Annotated in this window: 21 protein-coding genes; 10 read left to right on the top strand and 11 right to left on the bottom strand. The window is 42.5% G+C overall.

Annotation, left to right across the window (positions count from 1 at the left end; all coding sequences use genetic code 11):
* Positions 1-103 precede the first annotated feature (103 nt).
* Together queG and NOS7524_RS21395 are read left to right on the top strand one after the other, a co-directional pair.
* Positions 104-1,048, top strand: coding sequence for a tRNA epoxyqueuosine(34) reductase QueG (gene queG / locus NOS7524_RS21400; RefSeq protein ID WP_442789471.1), 945 nt, complete (start codon positions 104-106; stop codon positions 1,046-1,048).
* On the top strand, positions 1,023-1,664 hold the full coding sequence (locus NOS7524_RS21395; RefSeq protein ID WP_015140571.1) for an HAD-IA family hydrolase: 642 nt from the start codon (positions 1,023-1,025) through the stop codon (positions 1,662-1,664). Before queG ends, NOS7524_RS21395 begins: the two co-directional genes overlap by 26 nt.
* A 68-nt stretch (positions 1,665-1,732) precedes the next feature.
* On the opposite strand, the gene NOS7524_RS21390 is transcribed toward NOS7524_RS21395, so the two are convergent.
* Positions 1,733-2,107 carry a hypothetical protein gene (locus tag NOS7524_RS21390; protein WP_041555889.1) on the bottom strand — a complete coding sequence of 125 codons (375 nt, stop codon included), beginning with the start codon at positions 2,105-2,107 and terminating at the stop codon, positions 1,733-1,735.
* Positions 2,108-2,317: 210 nt separating this feature from the next.
* On the opposite strand from NOS7524_RS21390, the gene NOS7524_RS21385 reads away from it, so the two are divergent.
* A complete protein-coding gene (locus tag NOS7524_RS21385; RefSeq protein WP_015140569.1) occupies positions 2,318-2,848 on the top strand; it encodes an orange carotenoid protein N-terminal domain-containing protein in 531 nt (176 codons plus the stop codon).
* Positions 2,849-2,921: 73 nt separating this feature from the next.
* Here the strand turns inward: NOS7524_RS21385 and NOS7524_RS21380 are convergent, their stop codons facing one another.
* Positions 2,922-3,683, bottom strand: a complete 762-nt coding sequence (locus tag NOS7524_RS21380) for an ABC transporter ATP-binding protein (protein ID WP_015140568.1) — start codon at positions 3,681-3,683, stop codon at positions 2,922-2,924.
* A gap of 156 nt (positions 3,684-3,839) precedes the next feature.
* Between NOS7524_RS21380 and moaA the strand changes: the two genes are divergently transcribed.
* Positions 3,840-4,826 carry a GTP 3',8-cyclase MoaA gene (gene moaA, locus NOS7524_RS21375; protein WP_015140567.1) on the top strand — a complete coding sequence of 329 codons (987 nt, stop codon included), beginning with the start codon at positions 3,840-3,842 and terminating at the stop codon, positions 4,824-4,826.
* An 82-nt stretch (positions 4,827-4,908) separates the two neighbouring features.
* On the opposite strand, the gene rpsD is transcribed toward moaA, so the two are convergent.
* Positions 4,909-5,517 carry a 30S ribosomal protein S4 gene (gene rpsD / locus NOS7524_RS21370; RefSeq protein WP_015140566.1) on the bottom strand — a complete coding sequence of 203 codons (609 nt, stop codon included), beginning with the start codon at positions 5,515-5,517 and terminating at the stop codon, positions 4,909-4,911.
* A gap of 305 nt (positions 5,518-5,822) precedes the next feature.
* On the opposite strand from rpsD, the gene NOS7524_RS21365 reads away from it, so the two are divergent.
* Positions 5,823-6,440, top strand: coding sequence for a hypothetical protein (locus NOS7524_RS21365; RefSeq protein WP_015140565.1), 618 nt, complete (start codon positions 5,823-5,825; stop codon positions 6,438-6,440).
* 115 nt (positions 6,441-6,555) lie between these two features.
* Here NOS7524_RS21365 and NOS7524_RS21360 read toward each other — a convergent pair whose 3' ends face one another.
* The gene (locus NOS7524_RS21360) at positions 6,556-6,756 is read right to left on the bottom strand and encodes a hypothetical protein (protein WP_015140564.1); all 201 of its coding nucleotides are present in this window, start codon (positions 6,754-6,756) and stop codon (positions 6,556-6,558) included.
* A gap of 277 nt (positions 6,757-7,033) precedes the next feature.
* Here NOS7524_RS21360 and NOS7524_RS21355 point away from each other — a divergent pair, with 277 nt between their 5' ends.
* The 3 genes from NOS7524_RS21355 to NOS7524_RS21345 all read left to right on the top strand — a co-directional run bounded on the left by NOS7524_RS21355 (position 7,034) and on the right by NOS7524_RS21345 (position 11,657).
* Positions 7,034-8,668, top strand: coding sequence for an alpha/beta hydrolase (locus NOS7524_RS21355; RefSeq protein WP_041555888.1), 1,635 nt, complete (start codon positions 7,034-7,036; stop codon positions 8,666-8,668).
* A 469-nt stretch (positions 8,669-9,137) separates the two neighbouring features.
* Positions 9,138-10,010, top strand: coding sequence for an SDR family NAD(P)-dependent oxidoreductase (locus NOS7524_RS21350; RefSeq protein WP_015140562.1), 873 nt, complete (start codon positions 9,138-9,140; stop codon positions 10,008-10,010).
* Positions 10,011-10,166: 156 nt separating this feature from the next.
* Complete coding sequence (locus NOS7524_RS21345) at positions 10,167-11,657, top strand: hypothetical protein (protein ID WP_015140561.1); 1,491 nt, start codon at positions 10,167-10,169, stop codon at positions 11,655-11,657.
* Positions 11,658-11,740: 83 nt separating this feature from the next.
* Here the strand turns inward: NOS7524_RS21345 and NOS7524_RS21340 are convergent, their stop codons facing one another.
* The 5 genes from NOS7524_RS21340 to NOS7524_RS21320 all read right to left on the bottom strand — a co-directional run bounded on the left by NOS7524_RS21340 (position 11,741) and on the right by NOS7524_RS21320 (position 17,683).
* Positions 11,741-13,948: a tetratricopeptide repeat protein gene (locus NOS7524_RS21340; RefSeq protein ID WP_015140560.1), complete on the bottom strand. Its 2,208-nt coding sequence runs from the start codon at positions 13,946-13,948 to the stop codon at positions 11,741-11,743.
* A 281-nt stretch (positions 13,949-14,229) separates the two neighbouring features.
* A complete protein-coding gene (gene psb34 / locus NOS7524_RS21335) occupies positions 14,230-14,409 on the bottom strand; it encodes a photosystem II assembly protein Psb34 (protein WP_015140559.1) in 180 nt (59 codons plus the stop codon).
* Positions 14,410-14,737: 328 nt separating this feature from the next.
* The gene (gene thiO / locus NOS7524_RS21330) at positions 14,738-16,672 is read right to left on the bottom strand and encodes a glycine oxidase ThiO (protein WP_015140558.1); all 1,935 of its coding nucleotides are present in this window, start codon (positions 16,670-16,672) and stop codon (positions 14,738-14,740) included.
* A gap of 177 nt (positions 16,673-16,849) precedes the next feature.
* Positions 16,850-17,323 (bottom strand): hypothetical protein, encoded by a 474-nt coding sequence (locus NOS7524_RS21325; protein ID WP_015140557.1) that lies wholly within the window; start codon positions 17,321-17,323, stop codon positions 16,850-16,852.
* A gap of 21 nt (positions 17,324-17,344) precedes the next feature.
* Positions 17,345-17,683, bottom strand: a complete 339-nt coding sequence (locus tag NOS7524_RS21320; protein ID WP_015140556.1) for a 2Fe-2S iron-sulfur cluster-binding protein — start codon at positions 17,681-17,683, stop codon at positions 17,345-17,347.
* 73 nt (positions 17,684-17,756) lie between these two features.
* Between NOS7524_RS21320 and cimA the strand changes: the two genes are divergently transcribed.
* The gene (gene cimA / locus NOS7524_RS21315) at positions 17,757-19,454 is read left to right on the top strand and encodes a citramalate synthase (protein ID WP_015140555.1); all 1,698 of its coding nucleotides are present in this window, start codon (positions 17,757-17,759) and stop codon (positions 19,452-19,454) included.
* A gap of 117 nt (positions 19,455-19,571) precedes the next feature.
* Here cimA and NOS7524_RS21310 read toward each other — a convergent pair whose 3' ends face one another.
* Positions 19,572-19,805, bottom strand: a complete 234-nt coding sequence (locus NOS7524_RS21310) for a hypothetical protein (RefSeq protein ID WP_015140554.1) — start codon at positions 19,803-19,805, stop codon at positions 19,572-19,574.
* Positions 19,806-19,967: 162 nt separating this feature from the next.
* Here NOS7524_RS21310 and NOS7524_RS21305 point away from each other — a divergent pair, with 162 nt between their 5' ends.
* Positions 19,968-22,091: an NAD(P)/FAD-dependent oxidoreductase gene (locus NOS7524_RS21305; protein ID WP_015140553.1), complete on the top strand. Its 2,124-nt coding sequence runs from the start codon at positions 19,968-19,970 to the stop codon at positions 22,089-22,091.
* A gap of 27 nt (positions 22,092-22,118) precedes the next feature.
* On the opposite strand, the gene NOS7524_RS21300 is transcribed toward NOS7524_RS21305, so the two are convergent.
* Positions 22,119-23,660 (bottom strand): hypothetical protein, encoded by a 1,542-nt coding sequence (locus NOS7524_RS21300; RefSeq protein ID WP_015140552.1) that lies wholly within the window; start codon positions 23,658-23,660, stop codon positions 22,119-22,121.
* Positions 23,661-23,831: the final 171 nt, after the last annotated feature.

The raw sequence follows: 23,831 nt of genomic DNA, 5'->3' as shown, positions 1-23,831 counted from the left end.
AGATTAAATGTCAGTATTGAATACCTTATGTATAATAGTGAAGCCACAATTTTGGCAAATTTTTGTGATACAAATACAGCACGGTTCCATAGTAAACAGCAGTGTGGTAAAAGAAAAGACCAAAGAGTTGGGTTTTCACAAAGTTGGCATTGCTGCTGTAGATGGGGGTAATCATACAGAAGTCGAGCGGCTGCAAGCATGGATAAGACTGGGTTATCACGCCGATATGGAGTGGATGGCAAACCCGAAGCGTCAGGATATCAGTTTAGTAATGCCAGAGGCGCGATCGCTTGTGTGTGTGGCGCTCAATTACTACACTCCTCATCAACGTCCCCCAGGCAAAGAATACGCCAAAATCTCCCGTTATGGCTGGGGTAGGGATTATCACAAAGTCATGCATAAGAAACTCAAAGCACTGACTACCTGGTTACAATCACTAGACCCCAGTATTCAGGCTCGTTACTATGCAGATACTGGCCCCATCCAAGATAAAGTATGGGCGCAACGAGCTGGAATTGGTTGGATTGCTAAAAATGGTAATGTGATTACTAGAGAGTATGGCTCTTGGGTATTTTTGGGTGAGGTGGTGACAAATTTGGAACTAGAGAGCGATCGCCCCCATACAGAACATTGTGGTAGCTGTACACGTTGTCTAGAAGCTTGTCCTACAGGTGCAATCACTCAGCCCTTTGTAGTGGATGCTAATCGCTGCATCGCATATCATACCATTGAGAATCGAGCAGAAAAATTACCAGCAGAAATTACACCCCATATGCAAGGTTGGGTAGCTGGTTGTGATATTTGCCAAGATGTTTGTCCTTGGAATCAGCGTTTTGCTCAAACAACAGATGTGAGAGATTTTGAACCCTATCCAGAAAATATTGCCCCTAAACTGCTAGAATTAGCGCAAATCTCATATGAGGAGTGGGAGAGAAAATTTCCAGCATCGGCGTTGCGGCGGATTAAACCAGAAATGTTAAGACGGAATGCCCGTGCTAATCTTGACGCATCCAGGCAATGTAATGACACAGAAAGTAATTATCTTTGATTTTGATGGCACGATTGCGGATACGGTAGATGCGCTTGTAAGTATTGCCAATCGTTTAGCCGCAGATTTTGGTTATGTACAAATTACACCAGAACAGTTGACTCTCCTCAGAAATTTATCATCTAGAGAAATTATTAAATATTCAGGGGTTTCTCTATTCAAAATACCGTTTCTCGTCAAAAAAGTTAAAACTGAATTAAAAAATAAAATCCAGGAACTGAAACCCATACCTGGAATGAAAGAAGCATTAGAAGATTTACAGCATCATGGCTATAAGCTGGGAATTATTACATCTAATTCCAAAGAAAACGTCACAGATTTTTTAAGGATTAATGAGTTGGATAATTTATTTGAATTTATCTACTCAGGAGTGACTATTTTTGGCAAAACTACTATCATTAATAATGTTCTCAAGCAGAAGCAGATAAAACATAAATGTGTTGTTTATGTAGGAGATGAAACCAGAGATATCGAGGCATCAAAAAAAGCTAATATCAAAGTCATTGCTGTTACTTGGGGATTTAATTCTCCTGAAGTATTAGCCAAGCAAAATCCTGATTTCTTAATTAATCAGCCTAGTCAGTTATTGCAAGTAATTCAAGATTGTCAGCAATAAATTTTAGACTGAGTTAAAGCAACGCGTAACGCACCGCATAATGATGGTGCGTTACTACTAACTATTGACTATTTCTTAGCTTGACCTTTTTCTAAAGCTTTTTGTACTAAATCATCACTCACGGTAGTTACAGCTTCATCCTTTGAAGCGCCAACTTCTTTTGCTAACTCTAAATAATCATCAGGATTACCAGTTGGTTGAGCTTCAGTTTTTGTTTCTTCAGGCTCAGGAATTTCATATTTAGATTTAGTAGCTGCTTCAGCAGCATTAGCACCTTCTTCTTTACGATCAATTTCACTAACGCTAAATTCTTGTGCAGCCGCATAATCAGCTTCATAATCAACCACTGGTGTTTTTTCTTCACCACTAGCCATTCTTTCAGCAGCTAATTGTGCGTCATGGGTAGGAGATTCCATAGAATTTGGCTTCACTTTATCAGACATAATTAACACCTTAAGTAATTTTTCAATTGCTGTGGTGAGCATAACAAAGTGATTATTTATTTTGCAGCGCCCATGAGAAATATTGTTACCTCTATTAAAAGTTAGATAAATTTATCAATATTTAATTAATCTAATTCTTTCTCTAGAGGGTAGATGTTAATCCGTGAAATTTGATAATTCTAAGTTGAATATAATAACTTGGAAAAAACCATGACTGCTAGTTACGAGCAAAAAACACCGCAAGCTCTCAGCAACGAAACTCAAAAGATAGTAGAAGTTTTTAATACTTTAGATACTGATGCCAAATTAGCTTGGCTATATTTTGTTTATGAAAAAATGGGTGATTCCGTAACTCCAGCAGATCCTACAGCCGCAGAACCAGAGTTAGCACCACTTTTATTGGGTGACTTTTTTGAATTATCAGATGAACAACAATTGAACATCATGCGTGCAATTGTTAACTGTGAAGATACAGAATATAGTCGTGCTTATGGTGCTATCAAAGAAAATAATCAGCTATTTGTTTGGTATGCTTGGGCTGTAGCTATGGGCGATGTAGTGGTAGGAATGCCAGATACTTACAAGCCCACGGAAAAAATAAATGATTTACTGGCTCAAATTGAAGGATTAGATTTTGAAGGTCAAATTTCAGTGTTGCGAACGATCGCGGGCGCAATGGGCTACACTGATGTCAAGCCAATTGCCACGCAAGCTGAAACTGGCAAAACACCTAGTCTTTAATTTATTTAAATATAGATGAGATGTTTTGAGACGTTGTAATGCAACGTCTCTACATTTTTTATGTGTGGGATGATTATGTAGTTAGGTGGGTTAGATCTTCTGGGGTGAGGTGGGAATGCACTACTTGACCATCGCGGAACCAGACTATGCGGTGGGTTTGACGAGCAACTTCTGGTTCGTGCGTGACCATAACTACAGTGATCCCACTAGAATTTAATTCGGTAAAAATATCTAAAACTTCTTGGGTTGTGCGTGAATCGAGTGCGCCAGTAGGTTCATCAGCTAAGAGGACAACAGGACGATTAACAATAGCACGCGCGATCGCTACCCGTTGTTGCTGCCCCCCAGATAATTGAGTGGGTTTGTTGTTGATCCGATTTGCTAGACCGACTTTTGTGAGTGCTTCGGCAGCGCGATCGCGTCTTTCTGTCGGGTTGACACCAGCATACACCATTGGCAACATCACATTTTCTAAAGCAGTCAATTGGGCTAAAAGGTGGAATTGTTGGAATACAAACCCCAGTTTAGTATTACGGATACTGGCCAATTGAGCATCTTGCATTTGTGCCACATCGACATTATCTAAGTAATAATGTCCCGTAGTAGGGCGATCTAAACAACCGATGATATTCATCGCTGTGGATTTACCTGAACCAGAAGGCCCCATAATGGAACAGTATTCACCCTCGTTAATCACCAAATTCACATCATTGAGGGCTTTGACTTCAGTTTCACCACTGCCGTAGATTTTAAAAATATTTTCTAGTCGAATAATTGCTGATTTAGGCGCAGGATTAGGAACCAGAGAATCGGTAATGGAAATAGTGTTTGGCATAATTGGATAGTCAATAGTCCATAGTCAATAATCAATAGTCGTTCGTTTTTCTCTCCCTTCTTCCTCTTGTCTCTTTACCTTCTTCTAAGATAGTAATTACTTCGAGTCATTAGCAGCAAACAACAACGATCGCACACAATAAAAATAAAACTTACAATGAATCAGGTAGATTACCTCCGCATCAGTCTTATAGATCGCTGTAATTTTCGCTGCCAGTATTGTATGCCAGAGGGGGCAGAGCTAGATTATATCCTCAAGCAACAGTTATTAACTGATGAGGAATTACTAACGTTAATTCAAGAGGTATTTATTCCGGTTGGTTTTCGGCGCTTCCGGTTAACGGGGGGAGAACCATTACTGCGTCCCCGTGTGGTGGATTTAGTAGGAGCGATCGCATCTTTAGAGCAAACTCAAGACCTCGCTATGACTACCAACGGGTTTTTATTAGCTCCCCTAGCGCAGAGTCTCTATGATGCAGGTTTGAGGCGGATTAATATTAGCCTGGATTCCCTTGATCCTGATATTTTTGACCAAATTATTGGTAGTCGGGGGCGTTCTCGTTGGCAACAAGTGTGGGATGGAATTCAAGCAGCTTATCGTGTCGGATTTGACCCCTTGAAACTCAATGTAGTGGTAATTCCAGGGGTTAACGACCATGAAATTTTGGATTTAGCGGCTTTAACCATTGATAAACAATGGCACGTCCGATTTATTGAGTTTATGCCAATTGGTAATGGGGAATTATTTAGCGATCGCGGTTGGATTTCATCTGCCGAATTACGCCAACAAATCCGCGATCGCTGGGGCTTGACAGAATCTCAAGTTTGTGGCGCAGGCCCAGCCGATGTATTTCAAATTCCTGGTGCGAAGGGGACACTAGGATTTATCAGTCAAATGTCAGAATGTTTTTGCGATCGCTGTAACCGGATGCGTCTGAGTGCAGACGGTTGGCTTAGACCATGTTTATTAAATGAAACTGGTCAAATCAACTTAAAAACTGCTCTGCGTTCTGGTGTGAGCATCCACCAGTTACAAAAGCAGGTTAGACATTTATTAGCAATTAAGCCAGAAATTAACTTTAAACAGCGAGACTCTGGGACTCAAGGAACTTACAGCCGCACCATGTCCCAAATTGGGGGTTAGTCACTTTTGAGCAATGAGTCCTGAGTTGTGAGTAATAGGACTTTCATTAGTCAACACTCAGCACTCAGCACTCAGCACTCTCTTAAGCTTGTCGTGAGTAGTATTCCACAACTAGCAGTTCGTTAACTTGTAGTGCCACCCATTCTCGCTCAATGACACTGTTCACCTTACCTTCCAACTTGTTTTTATCAAACTCTAAGTGATTGGGAAGGTTAGCCAAACCGGGATATTGTAAGTTGTTTTCTACCAACTTCCGTGATTGCGTTCTATCTCTAACAGCAATCACCTCTCCGGGACGGGTTTGGTAGCTGGCGATATCTACCACACGACCATTAACCGTAACGTGACCATGATTGACCAACTGTCTAGCTGCTGGGATAGTGGGAGCCATACCCATGCGGAAAACGGTATTATCCAAGCGCATTTCTAGCAATTGCAATAGCACTTGTCCAGTAGAACCAGTTACACGTCTAGCTTTACGCACATAGCGTAACAGCTGCTTTTCAGTCAAACCATAGTTACAACGCAGCTTTTGCTTTTCTTCTAGACGAATAGCATATTCAGAACGCTTCTTGCGGTTCTGACCGTGCTGTCCTGGGGGATAGGCGCGTCTTGCGCTCTTACGAGTTAATCCTGGCAATTCGCCTAAGCGACGTACAATTCTAAGCCGTGGCCCTCTATATCGGGACATGAGTTTCCTTAATCTAATCCTGTTTAAACTTTATCCAGACATACTATTATAAATACCTGCAATTCATAATTGCAAAAATCATTTCATTCAATTACCAAAAATTTATAGGTCAATAGTCAATAGCCCATACTCCCCCCACTTCCTCATCTCCCCCTGCTCCCCCTACTCCCCCTGCTCCCTCATCTCCCCTGCTCCCTCGTCGTCCTTTTCAAAGATTTTTCTGGCTGTTCTGTGGTTTTGCCTGATTTGTAGAAGATTTGCTGCACATTTGAGTTAGCATAACTTTGGGTGTTTGGAGAACGGCAATGAGCAAAAAAGCGGTTAGTGGGTGGAAAAACCAACCAGGAACATTTAAAAGTCATCTGATGCGGCTGACAGCACCGATTTTGGCTGTGGTTGGCTGTGTGGGAATCAGTGTTCCCAGTATGGCTGCCGATGGATCTTATGATAATAACTATCGCGCCTGTGCAGGTAGACTCTTAGGTGTAGGTATAAGTGAACAAGCGGCAGCACGGGCTTGTGCTAGGGCGTTGCGTCCAACAGAGTTAGCTTCATGTGTGGTTTTTATTGACAATCGCACGGAGATTAGTGCTACCGATGCCCTTTCTGTTTGTGAACAAGCAAGACGGCCAAAGGAATTAGCTACTTGTGTAGTTTCCATTAGCAGGAATACTCAGGAAGCAGTTAACCCAGCTGTTTTAAATTACTGTAGTCGCAGTCTACTACCGGAGCGTTTTGCTTATTGTGTAGTAGATTTACGTAGCCAGATCAACATTGCTCCTATTCAGGCGCTTGATATTTGTATTGATGGTAGCGATCGCATTGGTGGTGTACCTGCTTTGACTTCACCGAGTCAACCACCCGCAGGATTCAGCCCTACTTTTGAGACTCAACCAATTCCTGCAAGTCCAGGTAATAGATAAACTCTAGAACCGACGCAAAAAGATTATTTGCTTTGTGAGGGTGTAAGGGTGCAGGGGGTTTGGACATCTAGACCCCTTGCATAAACCCTTGATGATTCGTTGTCATGCGCTGAACTCAAATATCACAAACATTTGCCTTATTTGGTGATTCTGCTTGTTTCACGACAACTCGTCCATTTTCTACCACAGTCTTACCTTGACTAGCATTTTGTCTGTGGTGAATAGTTTCATCCTCATCTTGGTTTTGATGAGATATCTGTTGCTCATGTTGTTGATTGAGAACAACAACACAACTGGCGCAAGATGGGAAAGACATATTGGGATACTTCACTATCTATATCTACTATCAAACCACTAATTTTATTTATATGCCTTCAGTCTGCTTGTAAGTGTCATCTCCAGTCAAAATGACTATTCCGGAAGCATGAAATACGATGTCTGGGGTAAATGCCTGGATGTGAATGTAAGTGCTTGCTTTATGATGTTTATAGCCCATTTTAGTTATCTAAACCTAGTAAATAGGGAAGCGGCATAGATCCCGCCCCGCTTTCCTCTGCTTCCAGGCTGTGATGGTAGAAAAGCGGGCTATTTTCATGAAAAAAATTCTAAAATACCTAAGTTTAGGTTTACTATCTACATTTTTATCTGCTAATCCCGGCTTAAGCGCAGAACGTATCAGTTTTTTTTACCCTCCTTTTGGGGAGTTTTCCTTACCTGTTGATTCATTAGAAACTTTTGCCAAAGAAGGGAAGATAGATAGTGATTTGAGATTTTATTCCCAACGCGCCACTCCTGAACAACTGACTCAACTGCGGGAACTACTTCAGATTCGCTTCAATGTCACGCCTACGTTAGTATCTCAAGTGACTTATTCACCAGTCGGTGAACAATTATTACAACGACTAGGAGAATTACTGTTAACTGATTCTCGCCGCAATGGTTTCTATGCTTTGCGTGCTGCTTTAATTTTGTCGGCTGCTTCTCCAGAAGGTTTATCAGTTATCAATGTCCTGCGGAAGTTTCCTAGTAATAGGGTACGACTAAATTTTACAGAAGCGGTCAAGATAGTTGATGACTTGTCGCAATTGCTCAAAACTAGGGATAGAGTTGTTACTGCCTTGCAACAACAAGCGTTGATCCAAACTCTCCAATCTAATTTTGATTTCTCTGTATTGCCAGACTTGCGATCGCCTGGAGAGTTCCGTTGGCAAAAAATCAGCTGGACATTAAATGATCTGTCTCGCGATCGCCGCCTCCCTGTGGATTTGTACCTACCCACCACAACCGCCGAAAGTGCTATAAAACAGCCATTCCCTTTAGTTGTCATTTCTCATGGTGTTGCTTCAGACCGCTACACATTTGCTTATTTAGCTGAACATCTAGCATCCTATGGTTTTGCTGTAGCTGTATTAGAACATCCTGGTAGTAATGCTAAACGCTTTCAGCAATACTTTGCTGGTTTGGCAGAACCACCTGAACCAAAGGAATTTATCGACCGACCTTTAGATATCAAGTTTCTACTAGATGAACTGCAACGGAGGGAATCTTTTGATCCCAAGCTAAAGGGAAAACTCAATTTCGAGCAGGTAGGGGCAATTGGTCAATCTTTTGGTGGTTATACTGTTTTAGCTTCAGCAGGTGCAAAGTTTAACTTTGAAGAACTCCGCCAAGAGTGTCAACCCGATAATTCCAATTTAAATGTATCGCTGATTTTGCAGTGTCAAGCAACTCAGTTAGTTTTAGACAACTATGTGTTACAGGATGAGCGTATTAAGGCAATCATTGCCATTAATCCTGTTAATAGTGCGATTTTTGGTGAACGTGGGATCAGTCAAATTCAAGTTCCTGTGATGTTGGTAGCAGGTAGTCAAGATATTTTCGCTCCACCAGTACCTGAACAAATTCGCCCCTTTACTTGGCTGACTAACCCCAATAAATACTTAGCCTTAATCGAAAATAGCACTCACTTTACTTTTATCGGAGAATCGCCTGCTGAAAGTAATGTATTACCTGTACCTGATGGTTTACTAGGCCCTGATCGTGCTGTTGCTTATTCCTATCTCAAAGCCTTAAGCGTAGCTTTTTTAGAAACTAATCTTCGCGATCGCACTGAATACCGCGTTTATTTACAACCATCCTACGCACAATATATTAGTACATCTCCCCTGAATCTCAGTCTGTTAGATTTTTTGAGTACAGAGCAGTTGAATCAAGCAATGAGGAAATAGGGGATTGGGGATTGGGGATTGGGGATTGGGGATTGGGGATTGGGTGGGAGAATAACCATTGCCTATTGACTAATTTGTCAGGAGATCACCATATTGAGCGCGTAGTATTTATAAAAACTTATTGCACATTGCATTGTTTATATATACCGTTGTAAACAAGTATTAAGAAATACTTATTAAAAAAGATTGCAAGTCATTGATTTAATTGCTAACGTGTGTATTGGCAACGATGCTGATGAACGCTCTGATTCAGGAGAGGTAAAACCTATGAGCTATATCTATTCAGCCAATTGTGTTAAAAACTGAAACTATCAGCAATGCAGATTAGTCCAAAAATATATCGTTGCCAGGACTAATTGCTGTTCGGATTTTCAAGACAACCGACGATTTGTCTTACCCTGTGCAGGGTGTAGTGGTGATTGAGGAATGATGCACTGGGTGAAGACTTGGACTCTGGAGGTGAACAAATATGAATCTTCAAGGCAAAGTTGCCCTGATTACAGGGGCTTCTCGTGGAATTGGGCGAGCGATCGCCATAGAATTAGCACAACAAGGTGTACAACGGCTGATCTTAGTAGCACGCGATCGGCAAAAATTAAGGGAAGTAGCCGAAGAAATTGAGGCGATGGGTGTGCAAGCTACAACCTTGGCCATTGATTTAACACAAGCAACAGAAGTTAATATTGCGATCGCTCAACTTTGGCGCAGTTACGGCCCGATTCACCTACTGATTAACTGTGCGGGGGTAGCTTACCAAAACTCATTTTTGCGTTCCAAACTCCCGCAACTGCAAGAAGAACTGTCTGTAAATTTATTGGGAATGTACACCCTCACCAGTCTGATAGCCAAACGCATGGCTAGCCAACGACAGGGGACAATTATCAATGTTTCCAGTTTAATGGGGAAAGTAGCCGCACCCACAATGGCTACATATTCAGCTACTAAGTTTGCCATTTTAGGATTTACCCAAGCCTTGCGGCGAGAACTAGCGGAGTACAATATCCAGGTAAAAGCTTTATTACCTTCCCTCACCGACACAGATATGGTAAGGGACTTCAAACTATTTCGCTGGGTGATCCCTATGACTCCGCAGCAAGTAGCCAAAGCCCTTGTCATAGGATTAGAAAAAGATGCACCAGAAATTTTAGTGGGTTGGCAAAGTCATTTAGCAGTTTGGTGTCAACGTTTAGCACCGGGATTGCTGGAGTTGCTATTAAAAATAGCAGCACCCACAGCACCAAAAACACTAGAACAACCAAGTTTATTCACTAAAATCCAGCGTTTTGGTGATTTCTTGTTCTCTGCACAAAGGTTGCCCTTTGTCTTTGCCCGCAAGTCCTGACGATAAAATCTGTAATTAAGGCTGAAATTCCCGAAATTTTTAGATCATCGGCTTCTCCAAGAAGTCGGTGATATTGTATCTCTGCCATAGCCTATTCAGAATTAAAAATTACACAAATTAGTATAATCAGATATTCTTTGTTACGGAGCAACCAAAATGCTGTCCTTACAAAATACTACCCTGCCAGAAATTATTGATGGTTTACCGAATATCTCTGGCTGGGAGGCTGAGGTGCTTTCCGTAGTCAATCATGATGCACCTGTATTCTTACCCACAACAAATATACAGTTAGAAAATGTGAATGCAGTATTTGCGATCGCCTTACATATGCACCAACCAACTATCCCGGCTGGGCATCATGGCGAACTGATCAGCAATCTGCAATATATGTTTGAACATCCCCAGGTAGGTGACAACCACAACGCCGCACCTTTTGCCTATTGTTACAGCCGCATGGGTGATTTCATTCCCGAACTGGTTAATCAAGGTTGCAATCCCCGCGTGATGTTGGATTACTCCGGTAATCTGTTGTGGGGACTCAGACAAATGGAACGCAACGATATCCTAGACAACCTCAAGCGAATTACTTGTGACCCTACCTATCAACCTTATGTAGAATGGTTAGGGACAATGTGGGGTCACGCTGTTGTACCATCTACGCCCATACCAGATATTAAATTGCATATTTTGGCATGGCAACAGCATTTTGCCGCCATTTTTGGCTGGGAAGCCTTAGCGCGAGTTAAGGGTTTTTCTCCGCCAGAAATGCACCTACCAAATCACCCCGATACATTATTTGCATTTGTCAAAGCTTTAAAAGAATGTGGCTATCGCTGGCTACTGATACAAGAACATTCAGTAGAAACAATTGATGGTCAATCTCTGATTAATAAACATTTACCACATCAACTGATTGCCCGTAATTCTCAAGGTGAAATAATTAGTATTACTGCTTTAATTAAAACCCAAGGTTCAGATACTAAATTAGTCGGACAAATGCAGCCATATTATGAAGCCAAAACCCTATCAAAACAAAAATTAGGCAATGTCTTAATTCCACCAATAGTCAGTCAAATTGGTGATGGTGAAAATGGTGGTGTGATGATGAATGAATTTCCTAACGCCTTCAAACAAGCTTGGTGGGATATGGTAAATAACGGCGATGGGAAATCTGGGGTTGTGGGGATGAGTGGCACTGAGTATTTAGAATTAATCGAGGCTGCTGGTTGTAAATTAGAAGACTTCCCTATGTGTCAGCCTGTTGGACAATATCAAATCTGGCAACAAGTGAACCTAGACAATTATCAACCTGAAGATGTCGAAAATGCTATTCAAAAATTAAAACAAACTAACCCACATTTTCACATGGATGGAGGATCTTGGACAAATCATATCAGTTGGGTAAAAGGATATGAAAATGTCTTATCTCCTATGTATGAATTAAGTAGTTTGTTTCATCAAAAGTTCGATAAATTTTTGCTCAGTGATACAGCCTCTTCAGTTACTAAACAATCTGATTACCGTCAAGTTTTATTACATAATCTTCTACTGCAAACAAGTTGTTTTCGCTATTGGGGACAAGGCAGTTGGACAGACTACGCTCGTGAAATTTACCAAAGAGGTAAAAATTTACTAACATCAATTTAATTACCTGAAAAACTTACCCAGCGATCGCTCTTAACCTTATTGCCATGTGATCGTACTAACTTTTTTTGTAACAATCAATACTATTACAACTTAGGTAAAATTTCCGGTAACAAATGTCCAGGAACTTTAGATAAAGCTAAATTTTGTCCTTGGATGCCTAATTCATTGTGGAAAGCACGAATAGTTTTCACTATATAGGTGAAAGTTGTTTGATAAGCCTCTGGTTGTTTACTCAAACCATGTAAAGCTTGCAAATGGTTGTCTAATGCGGCTTCTAGGTGTTGCGATCGCCTAGCTTTATCTCCATCAAAAGTATTATCTGTAACTAACTGATAATGCGCCAGTCCCAAATTATTATGAGTAGCAAACAAATCAAAGCTTAACGCAGCACTGCCGAGTGAATTAGCCAAAGCGATAGCTTCTTCATAAGCATCAATACACAATTGCAGTAACTTTTGCCGCGCCTCTTTAGGTGTTTGGGCAAAGTTAGCTAAATGCCAGTAAGCAGTACCTAAATTATTTTGTGTCGCCGCGCAAGCACTGGGAACATTAGCGGGAGTGCGATATTTTAAGGCTTCGCGGTAGACATTAATAGCTAGTTGCAGATTTTCCCCAGGCTGTTCGTACTGTGCCACATTCCAATAGGCAGTACCAATATTGTTTTGAATCATCCCATATTTTAGGGGTTCATTTTGGGGATTGTAGTGAGCTAATGCTTGTTTGTAAGAAGCGATCGCTTTCTTTAAATGTACAACTGGTTGATTATATTGTGCTAAGTGCCAGTAGGCAGTACCTAAATTATTCTGACAAGCTGCATACTTCAATGGATCTAATTCCACCGTGCGGTAGCGCAAAGCTTCACTATATGCTGAAACCGCCTTCTGCCAATTCTCTGCCGGACTAGCAAAGCGTGCTAAATCACCGTAGGCTGTCCCCAAATTATTTTGCACCCGTGCATAAGTTTCCGGGTGGGTTTCTGGGGGAGACATTTTTAGAGCCAAATGATAGAACTCTATGCCTTGCTCTATATAAGTTTGTCCGTCTTCCGAATTGGGCGGTGTACGATAGAGCATCCAATAAAGTGTACCCAAATCATTAAGAATGTTGGGCAATTCGGGAGAGTTATCATCGTAAGTAATAGCTTCCTGATAGGCAATAATTGCTACCATCAAATTTTCTAACGTTGATTGTCCCTGCTCTATGTGAAGCCGATATAAGTTACCCAACTGATGATAAGCTGCCGCCAATACCTCTCCGGAAGCTTTTTGTGAGTGTAATTGCTCAATTCCTAAGAGTAGTTCCCGTGGTTGCCAGTCATCTCCCTGTTGGGTTACGTTTTGGTGACTTGTTGCTAATACTAGCTCTTTTAATTCTTGGCTGACATGAGACAAAGACAACAGTGATGGGGTTTTAACTATATTAGATTTAGCAGAGAGTTCCTGTTGTTTTTGCTTAGTAATTAATAATTCTGAAATTGATACTGAAACTTCATCTGGGAATTGCGCTGGATTGCCTGGTATTTCTTTTAGCAAGTCCAGATCATCTCCAAATTCTAGTGCTGTGGTATCCGCAACTCTGACTTCTGTTTCCATACCTGAATCATCTAGCGTGGATTGTTCAAAATTCCCTAAGTTTACACTTCTGGATCTAGAAAAACGCTCTGGATGACTTTGATTTTGTGTTGCTGGTGTAGGTTCTCCAGCAAATACAAATACACCAGTACGCCAACGCCAAAACTGCGGCGCTGACTGCTGAATAGCAGACAACCAAGGACGCGATACCCACAATAACACGCTAGATTCGAGAAATCGGCTAGATTCTGGAGCAGAAAAATACTGTTCGCATAAGTGCAGATAATGTAAAAATAAACGCTGACAGGCTACTGGTTGTTTCGTGAGCTGCTCTACACCAACAATCTGAAATGTTGGTATTGGTAAAGGCCTTCCTGGACTGTCTTTAGATACACCGACAATTGGCGGAGGGTAATTAGTCAACCACTGATTGATTTGTTCTATGGGGTTTGGCTCATTTAAATTCAAACGCAAAGTCACTAATCGGGGGTAGGCGGGTGTACTATCCTGACCATCCCCTGGCTGATATAACACCTGCCCTACAGGATAAGCCAAAGTAGAATGCAGTCGGGCAGCTACCTGATTTCTTAACTGTAAATCATCACACACGGCTAAAAATAGTTGTCGCCGTAAACCAAGACTGAGAGCAAGTTTTAGACGGTGATATACTTGCCTGTTCCAAGCAGAATTATCGGAGTGTGCAGTATCATTCACGCTCATGAGGGCTAAATAGCCAAATTCTAGTAAAAATTAGTGTAAACGCTTTACAGAGTGCATCCTAGCGATGCCAAAATTTCAACTATGACTATAATTCGGTAAATGCTACTCTGCTCAGGATAAATCTATACCTTAAAATTTATGTTTTTGATATTTTAATCCATATGTATATAATTATACTTTAAACACCTAATGCTATTTTAACAAAATAAAAAACAAGGTTCCCATAAAAGTGGAACCTGAAATGCCAAAAAAAGATTAATTTTTATTAAAATGTATTACGTTTAACTGAGATTTGAAACAGAGAAGGCGACGAAAATCAGACCGCCAACCAAAATTGTAGCGGCGACTCCTAGAATGATGTAATTACGCTTTTGTACATCCGTGGGAGGTTCTGCTTGATAAATTTTAGGTTCTTGGGCAAAATTATTTAAACGTCCGCCTTCTTCATTGGTATAGGGCATGAATTAATTCCTTGCTCTGAATCTTTTATCTAATCTTATAAAGACAGATATATATTACTCACAACACCAGAGACAAATCGTTACATTGGGCATTTATAGCAGAAGGCAATAGGCAATAGGCAATAGTAAAATCCATACCATGAATCAGTTTGAGCTTTTAGTCATGTCCTAATCGCCTTGTCTACAGCTATAAAATTTCCTCTGCCCCACACTGCGGATTCCGCAAAGAGGTACTGCCTCCTCCGTTCGCGTAGCGTCCCGCAGGGAAGTTCTGATCGGAGGAAGCCTCCGCTCAGACTTCTCTCTGCTTCTTCCGAGTCCCCAGTCCCTAATTAATCGTACCCGTAAGCGGTGAACTAGCACTGGCGTAGGTTTTGATGGGCATTCGCCCTGCAAGATATGCTAAACGTCCGGCGACTGTTGCTAAATTCATAGCGTGAGCCATTGCGGTTGGATTTTGAGCGAGTGCGATCGCACTATTAATTAATAAGGCATCTGCTCCCAATTCCATCGCCTGAGATGCTTCTGAAGGTGCGCCAATCCCAGCATCGACTACTACCGGCACATTGGCATTTTCAATGATGATTTGAATATTGGCAGTTGTTTTTAAACCCTGTCCCGAACCAATGGGTGCAGCTAAAGGCATGACTGTCGCACAACCGGCTTCTTCTAAACGCTTGGCTAACATGGGATCAGCATTGATGTAGGGTAAAACAGCAAAACCTTCTTTTACCAATTGTTCGGCGGCTTGCACTGTACCTATGGGATCAGGTAATAAATATTTTTGATCTGGTATAACTTCTAACTTGATAAAGTTATTATCTTCTTGTCCCAATAGCTTCGCCATTTCTCGTCCCAAACGCGCCACCCGAATCGCCTCTTCTGCGGTTTGACAACCTGCTGTGTTAGGTAACATCCAGATTTTTGACCAATCCAACGCCTCTGCTAAACCTTCATGTCCAGGCGCTTTAGTTTGTACCCGTCTGACTGCTACTGTCACTATCTGACAACCGCTAGCCTCAACACTTTGCTGCATTTCTTCAATGCTGCGGTATTTGCCTGTCCCAGTCATTAAGCGAGAATGGAAGGTTTTGCCAGCAATGATGAGGGGGGAGTCTGAAGGAAGTGGGGAGTGGGAAGTGGGGAGTGGAGGAGTGGGGAATAGAGAGTGGATGAGCATGGGGGTGGTAGATGACTGTTTTTGAAAACGTGAATAGTGGAAGTGAGACAGTAGGGGGTCTGATTTTTGTTCCCAGATGTAATCGGCTATCAGTGCGGCAGTTATGGGTGCAAGCAATATACCATTGCGGTAATGACCAGTAGCCAAGGTCAGATTTGGACAATAGCTAGCCCCTAAGATGGGTAATTCATCAGGAGTGGCTGGACGATAACCCCACCACAAATCCTGGATGGGATAGTTTTGTAGTTGAGGATAGAGACGGATGGCTCCTTGCAGTAAGGTTTGCATCCCAGCCGGAGTGTTTTGGGGAGTAAAACCGACATCTTCGCTGGTTGCCCCAATAATAATAGAACGGTTTCGTCTTGGTACAATATAAGTATTTTCACCAAACAAAACTCGTTTTAAAGGTAACTCTGGCACAGATTCCGGAACTCGGACACTCAACATTTGCCCCTTGCGAGGCCGCACTGGTAAAGGCAATAAATCATTAGCCCACGCACCTGTGGCTAAAACATAGTGATTAGCACGAATTATTCCTGTGTTAGTTTGGACACCTACTACCTGCCCCTGTTGCTGTAAAAATGCTTCTACTGTAATTCCATCTTTGAGTTCCACACCAAGGGACTCAGCCGCCGTCCACAGCACACGCACTAAAGCACGATTATCAACTTGAGCATCCTCTGGATACCACCAACCACCAATTACATCTGCTCCTAACCCTGGCTGATATTGATGAATAGCTGTTTGATCTAACCAGTAAGCAGGTGAATCTTCCTTACTTGCCTGCTGTTCATAGACTGGGGCTAAAATACCACAAGCCCAGTAACCAGTATTTAAACCTGTTAAATCTTCTAGTTTGCGTGTCCAGTCTGGATATAATAAGCGCGATCGCCAACACAAAGATTTCATGGCTCCATCGGTAATTTTTTCTGCATCTGGAGCCAACATCCCGGCGGCGGCATGGGAAGCAGCAGCTTGGTAGTCACGACAAAGCACGGTGACTTCTGCCCCGCGCAATTTCAGTTCAACGGCGATCGCCAAGCCCATCACGCCGCCACCAATAATTAAAATGTCTCTAGTCATTAGTCAATAGTCATTTATTGTTAGCTATTTATCATTAGTACAACTAATAACTCATAACTCATAACTCATGACTAATACAAGCAGGGAGAAGCTAGAGACTAGAGGTTAGAGGCTAGTATTTTACCAGTCCCTAGTTCTTAGTCCCTATTCCCCAATTCCCAATCTCCTCTCTAACTCCTACCACAAAGCCCGAATCGGTTGTCTATTTTGATTGGACTCACGAGATGATGTATCGGTTGATTGCTCTTCTATGGTGTTATCTGACGAACTCTCAGGAAATGAATCGTTGGGAGCGTTATTTTGAGCAACGCTAGTCCTATTAGTTGATCTGCGATCTTCTTGGGTGACGTTGCCTCTTTCTTCAGTGCTGTTGAAGTCCTCTTGAGCAACATTACCTCTGGTTTCAGATGTATTGTTTTCCGAGGTATTAGCTTCAGACGTATTAGCATTACTCCTATTTCGACCAGGAGAGGAGCTATTAACATTAATGTTAGCTGGCAGTACCTTTGATGTTTTGGTGCCTGTAGCATTACCTGGAGCATTGTTATTGGCGGTTTGTTGACCACCCATAGGAAAATTAATGCCTATCATCGTACCCATTAAAATGGCCAAGCCTCCAGCCATCAAAATTAGCGGTGTCCATCTACCCATCTTGATTTTCTCCTTTTTAACCTAACCTTCTGGTTGCCACACAATTTGAGAACCTTGACCCCAAAATCCGTCAAATTTAGTTACTCGCACATCCCCTAATACTTGAGTTTGACAGGCTAAACGCAGGTCTTTTGTAGGAGAATGGGGAGGAAGCGATCGCCGCGCCTGATCACGCCAATTCGCTGCCGACACCTCACCTTCTACTTTGACTGCACAGGTACCACAACTACCAATTCCACGACAGTTTATTACCTTAGCACCGTCATTGTAGAGGTCAATACTGCTTTTTAGCAGAATTTTGCGTAAATTTGTACCGCGATCGCACTCAATTGTTCTACCCTGAGCTATTACTTTAGGCATATTTTAATTACCACATAGTCTTTTTGTTGTATCTTGGCACATTGCATTTAAAGTTGTATCCAAAGTTTTACTTATGACCACAAATCCCTCACCCCATATTTGGCTTTATGACACCACACTCAGGGATGGCACTCAGCGAGAAGGATTATCAGTTTCCATAGAAGACAAGCTACGCATTGCCCACAGACTCGATCAATTAGGGATTCCTTTCATTGAGGGTGGATGGCCTGGAGCCAATCCGAAGGATGTTCAGTTTTTCTGGCAACTCAAAGAAAATCCGCTCAAACAAGCAGAAATTGTTGCATTTTGTTCCACGCGTCGTCCTCATACTACTGCTGCCAATGAACCAATGTTGCAAGCAATTTTGACTGCGGGTACTCTTTGGGTAACAATCTTTGGCAAATCGTGGGATTTACACGTCACATCAGGTTTAAAGACAACTTTAGATGAAAATTTGGCGATGATCCGCGATACTATCGAGTTTTTTCGCTCTCAAGGGCGGCGCGTCATTTACGATGCTGAACACTGGTTTGATGGCTACAAACAAAATCGTGATTATGCTCTCAAAACGTTAGAGACAGCAATGACAGCTGGTGCTGAGTGGCTAGTTCTCTGTGACACTAATGGGGGTACTTTACCTCACGAAGTTAGTCAAATAGTTCAAGATGTGGTTCAGGCGACTGGGGACTGGGTAAGTAGGGGAGCAGGGGAGAAAAATACCATGCCCAATTCCCAATTCCCAATTCCCCAAATCGGTATTCATACTCATAATGATTCAGATACAGCTGTAGCCAATGCCCTGGCAGCAGTTATGGCAGGGGCAAGAATGGTGCAAGGCACAATTAATGGTTATGGTGAACGTTGCGGTAATGCTAACCTATGTTCACTAATTCCTAATTTACAACTAAAACTAGGTTATAGCTGTATCACACAACACCAGCTCAGTCAAGTCACAGAAGCTAGTCGTTTTGTCAGTGAGGTGGTGAACTTAGCCCCTGATGAACACGCTCCTTTTGTGGGTAGTTCGGCTTTTGCCCACAAAGGCGGTATTCATGTCTCGGCGGTGGAACGTAATCCTCTCACCTATGAACATATTCAACCTGAACAAGTGGGAAACCGCCGCCGCATTGTGATTTCAGAACAATCTGGCATGAGTAATGTTTTAGCTAAAGCCCGTACTTTGGGGATTGAACTCGATAAGCACAATCCCAAGGCTAAGGAAATTCTCCAGCGTCTCAAAGAATTGGAAAGTGAAGGGTATCAATTTGAGGCGGCTGAGGCGAGTTTTGCCCTGTTGATGTATGAAGCTTTGGGGGAACGCCAAAAGTTTTTTGAAATCAAAGGGTTTCAAGTTCACTGTGACTTAGTGGAAGGGAGAGAATCTAGTAATGCCTTAGCCACAGTGAAAGTAGCTGTTAATGGTGAAAATAAACTAGAAGCTGCTGAAGGTAATGGCCCTGTGGCTGCCTTGGATGCCGCTTTACGCAAAGCTCTGCTCAATTTTTATCCTCAACTGGCTAATTTTGAGTTGACTGATTACAAAGTGCGAATTCTCAACGGACATCGCGGTACAGCTTCCAAAACTCGCGCACTGGTGGAATCAGGTAATGGTTTTCAACGCTGGACAACTGTAGGAGTTTCAACAAATATCTTGGCAGCTTCCTATCAGGCAGTTGTAGAGGGTTTGGAGTATGGGTTGTTATTGCACTTTCAGGAAGTCAGGAGGCAGGGGGCAGGGGGCAGGAGGTTAGAGGTGACAGGTGACAGGTGACAGGTGAGCAACTGCCGTGCATGGTTCCCTGGCATATAGCAAGTGGTGAACCCCTTTAGGGGTGACAGGTGACAAGATTACTCAGTTACAAACACTAACCTCCTGTCACCGAACCTTCTAAGTAACAATTTCCCAAGCTTGGCTCACCAATTGACTCAGCCAGCGTCGTTGTTGCTGATCCAGCACTGGATCATCAGCTAGCACTTGCGCGGTTAAATCTTCTAATGATTGCCCTTGGGAACGCACGATTTTAATTACTCCAGCGATCGCGGAGGCAACTAATTCTTCATCTACTCGCTGTTGTTTTAAAGCAAAAATGTCTTGAGGACTGTCTGGAATGGGATAATTCATGGCGTGGGTTTATAAATTTACAAAATGGGTAACAAAATTTGACAAATTATTAAAATTTCTTTACCGAATCTTTATTGAAAGCGATAGGGCGGAGTTTAGCGTACTTGATGCCTTTCACATATCTGCCTGAAAGAGTAGATTGAGCGGAGATGTTAGAAAAACATGAAAGAAATCCTTTATCTCGAAGTTCCGATTCCGGACACGGCAACTGTACGCAGTTGGCTGCAAGCAGACTTTAACCCAGAAAATTGGGAGAAAATACTGACTCCAGATGGATTCCGCCTGAAATTATCTAGTAAATATACAACAGGTGGGGCAAATTTTTCCGAAAAATTACCGAAAGAAATTTCTGTATTTGTTTGGTCTGTCCAGAGAACTACTTATCTTAAGGTTTTTCGGTGGGCAGACGAAACACTTCCCCAAGAGAAAGAACTCCTACAACGCTTAAAAACGGAAATTAGAAAGCGGTTCCCCCATCAATACCCAGAACCACCAGCAATTGATTTATCGCGGCAATCAATTTTTGCAGCCTTAGCTCCCTACTATCCTCTGACGGTCAAATATTTCCAAAAAATGCCTAATGGAGAATATGATCTCAAGCGTGCTTATTGGTGGGAACAAAGATGGCGCGAAGGAGTGAAGAATCCACAGCAGCCGCGTCAGGTGGTGTTTTCACGTAATAGGGATGGGGAACTGGGGACTGGAGACTGGGAAAAAGCACAGTCTAGTCATCAGTATGACTTGATATATATCGGTGGCGCACTGGGGGCAATTCATGCGGCGGTGATGGCGAAGTTGGGGTACAAGGTGCTACTGGTGGAACGTCTGCCTTTTGGGAGGATGAACCGTGAGTGGAATATTTCCCGTGATGAAATTCAAAGTTTAGTTAACTTGGGTTTAGTGACACCAGCCGAGTTAGAAACGATTATTGCTAGGGAGTACAAAGACGGATTTAATAAGTTTTTTGATGGCAATAACCCAGCCAAATTGCGATCGCCTATTCTGCACACACCGACAGTGCTAAATTTAGCCTTAGACTCCGATAAATGGCTGCAAATGTGCGGCGAAAAGCTCAAAGCAGCAGGTGGGGAAATTTGGGATGAGACGGAATTTTTGCGTGCAGATATTGATGAGTCTCAAGTTGTTGTCACCCTGAAGCATTTACCCACTCAAACAGAACAACAAGTGAGTGGGCGACTTTTGGTAGACGCGATGGGAACAGCCTCCCCGATTGCTTGGCAATTAAACGGTGGGCGGGCTTTTGATAGTGTTTGTCCCACAGTGGGAGCTGTTGTTGATGGAGGATTTGCGCCGGAAGTGTGGGATTCCCAGTATGGGGACGTACTTTACAGCCACGGCGATATTTCACGGGGTAGACAGTTGATTTGGGAATTATTTCCCGGTGCAGGTAAAGAACTGACGATTTATTTATTTCATTACCATCAAGTCAATCCCGAAAATCCTGGTTCTTTGTTGGAGATGTATGAAGACTTCTTCACAATTTTGCCAGAGTATCGGCGTTGTGATCTGGAACAGTTGGTGTGGAAAAAGCCGACATTTGGCTACATACCAGGACATTTTAGTATGAGTGAGAGCGATCGCCAGGTGGCTTTTGATCGATTAATTGCTATTGGTGATGCTGCATCTTTGCAGTCTCCCCTAGTCTTCACTGGTTTTGGTTCTCTGGTTCGCAACTTAGAGCGTTTAACTACCTTGTTAGATGTAGCTCTCAAACATGACTTATTAAGTTTTCGCCACTTGAACCGCATCCGCGCTTATCAAAGCAATGTGTCTGTCACTTGGCTATTTTCTAAAGGGATGATGGTTCCTACCGGGAAATTTTTACCTCCCCAGCGCATCAACTCCATGCTGAATACCTTCTTTGGCTTATTGGCAGATGAACCCTTGGATGTGGCCGATAACTTCATCAAAGATAGGTGTGATTGGTTTACTTTTAACCGCCTAGCACTCAAAGCAGCTCGCAAAAATCCGGCTTTGTTGTGGTGGATTTGGGAAATGGCTGGTTCTAAAGATTTACTGCGATGGTTAGGGAATTATCTTAATTTTGGTCGTCATGCCCTAGTCAGCACCTTACTGAGTACATGGTTTTCACGCTGGTTAATGGGGAGTAAACCTTGGCTAGAAAGTCGGTACCCAGCCTTGTGGTTAAGACTATTAGCCATTAATTACGCTATCACCACAGGCAAACCGCGATCGCCCCATCAAATAGCAAATGTCCACGCAGCAGAAATCATACAAAAACCAGAAGCGAAAGTTCTGAATTAGGCAATAGTCAACAGTCAATAGTTATAACTATTGACCATTTGGCTTATTAAAATTCGGTAGTTCTACTGAGGCTAACGATTTACGTTTCTTGGGTGAACGCTGGGGATAAACCACCGGTGAAGGTGATTGGGTATCCTCAGCAGATCCGTTTAATACATCAGGGGGTAAATCAGTCAATGATGATTCCACTTCATTCATCTCTGTGTCTTCTAAAACATGATTCTTGGGTGCCTCAGTAGTTTTTTCACTGGGAAACAAAGTGAATGATAAGGTTGTGCTTGTGTCCGGACTGATTTCTACTAATGGTTCTGATGGCTCTTCTAGTTTGGTGTCTGGTGTTTCATCCTCTGCTCCATCGGTAGCCCCGGTTTTGAAGATGGGTATCTCGACTGAATTTTGGTTTAAATTCCGCTCGGATATATGTGTTGCTGATGCTACCGACTCCGACTGAGAAGCAAAAAACATTTGAATCAAGCTATCTATTTGCTGATCTAATTCTGAGGATGGACTCACAGATGCACCCTCTTCTGGTGTAATCGGAGTCTCATCTATTACTGCTGTTGACTCAGTTGGCTGTGCAGGGGTGGGTGGTTCTTCCTGATCCTTGACTGGCAAGTTCCAGAGGGACGGAGAGGGGGGACTGGCGGGATGGGGAGCGGTGTAATGACTGCTAAATGGAGTGGGTGCTGATGGTTCACTCCATAAAGGAGGATGATTTGGTTCTGGGGATTCTGCTTCTGGTTCTGCTGTCCAAGGTTTAATGGGCTGGGCGTTGGGGAACAAAGAGCGAGCTTTTTTAGTAAATCGGGTTTTGTAGCTGGTTTTCTCTGAGAAACTATTAGCAGATGAGTCTGAGGAATCGTCGCTAGGAATAGATGTATCTAAACATTTTTCTAGGGCTGCTTTAAATTGTAAGGTTTGGCGTTGTTGTCGCATCAACCTAGTACGTAGCTCCCGACAAGCATTTTCCGACTGTATGATCTGTTGAGATTGTTCGTTATAGTTAGTTTGTAATAAGGCGCATTCGCGCTCTAACTGAGCAATGCGCTGTTGGCTAATTTGTAATTGTGCTTTATAACTTTCAATAAGAATTTCTTGACGCTGTACAGTTTGGGTAGTAGTCTCTAACTGTTGGAATAGGGATTGAATCTGTTCTTGGGCAGCAGATAGTTCCTGAGTTTGCTGATTAAGCATTGACTCAGTGACGCTATAGCGTGTTTTCTGCCACTGTAAAGACTTTTCTGACTCAGCTAAATCATCTTTAAGATGTTCTACTTGCTGATATAATTCGTTATTCGCAGCCTGTAATTCTGCATTGAGTGCGAGCAGCTTTTGAAATTCGTCATTAACTTGGGTTTGTTTAGAGCTATCAGGTTCTACAACCCAATCTTGTTGATTGGTCGTATCTTGGGTAGCATCAGAAACTTGTGTATGATACTGTTCATCTGCTGCTGGCTTGAGGAGTGGCAAGTTAGCAACTGTTGGATTTTCCGCAGGTACAACTGTATAGAAGGGACAGATAGTCTGTTGTGGTTGTAGTGAATTATCAGAAGAATTAAAAGATTCCATCACAGCCCTGTAGTTTGAGGTGTCAGCTTCATTTATCACTCTTGAACCACCCACTTAAAAATATTTGGCATTGCTATCGTTAAGCACTGCCTATCAACGGCTTAGGGGTTGATTTTGAAGCCAAGTGAGACTTTCCCCTAGGATGAGTGATTGTGATTAGTCATTAATTAG

It is taken from the genome of Nostoc sp. PCC 7524 (assembly GCF_000316645.1).
GTDB lineage: Bacteria > Cyanobacteriota > Cyanobacteriia > Cyanobacteriales > Nostocaceae > Trichormus.
Note: the sequence above shows the minus strand (reverse complement) of the source record. Positions and strands in the feature narration are given on the sequence as shown.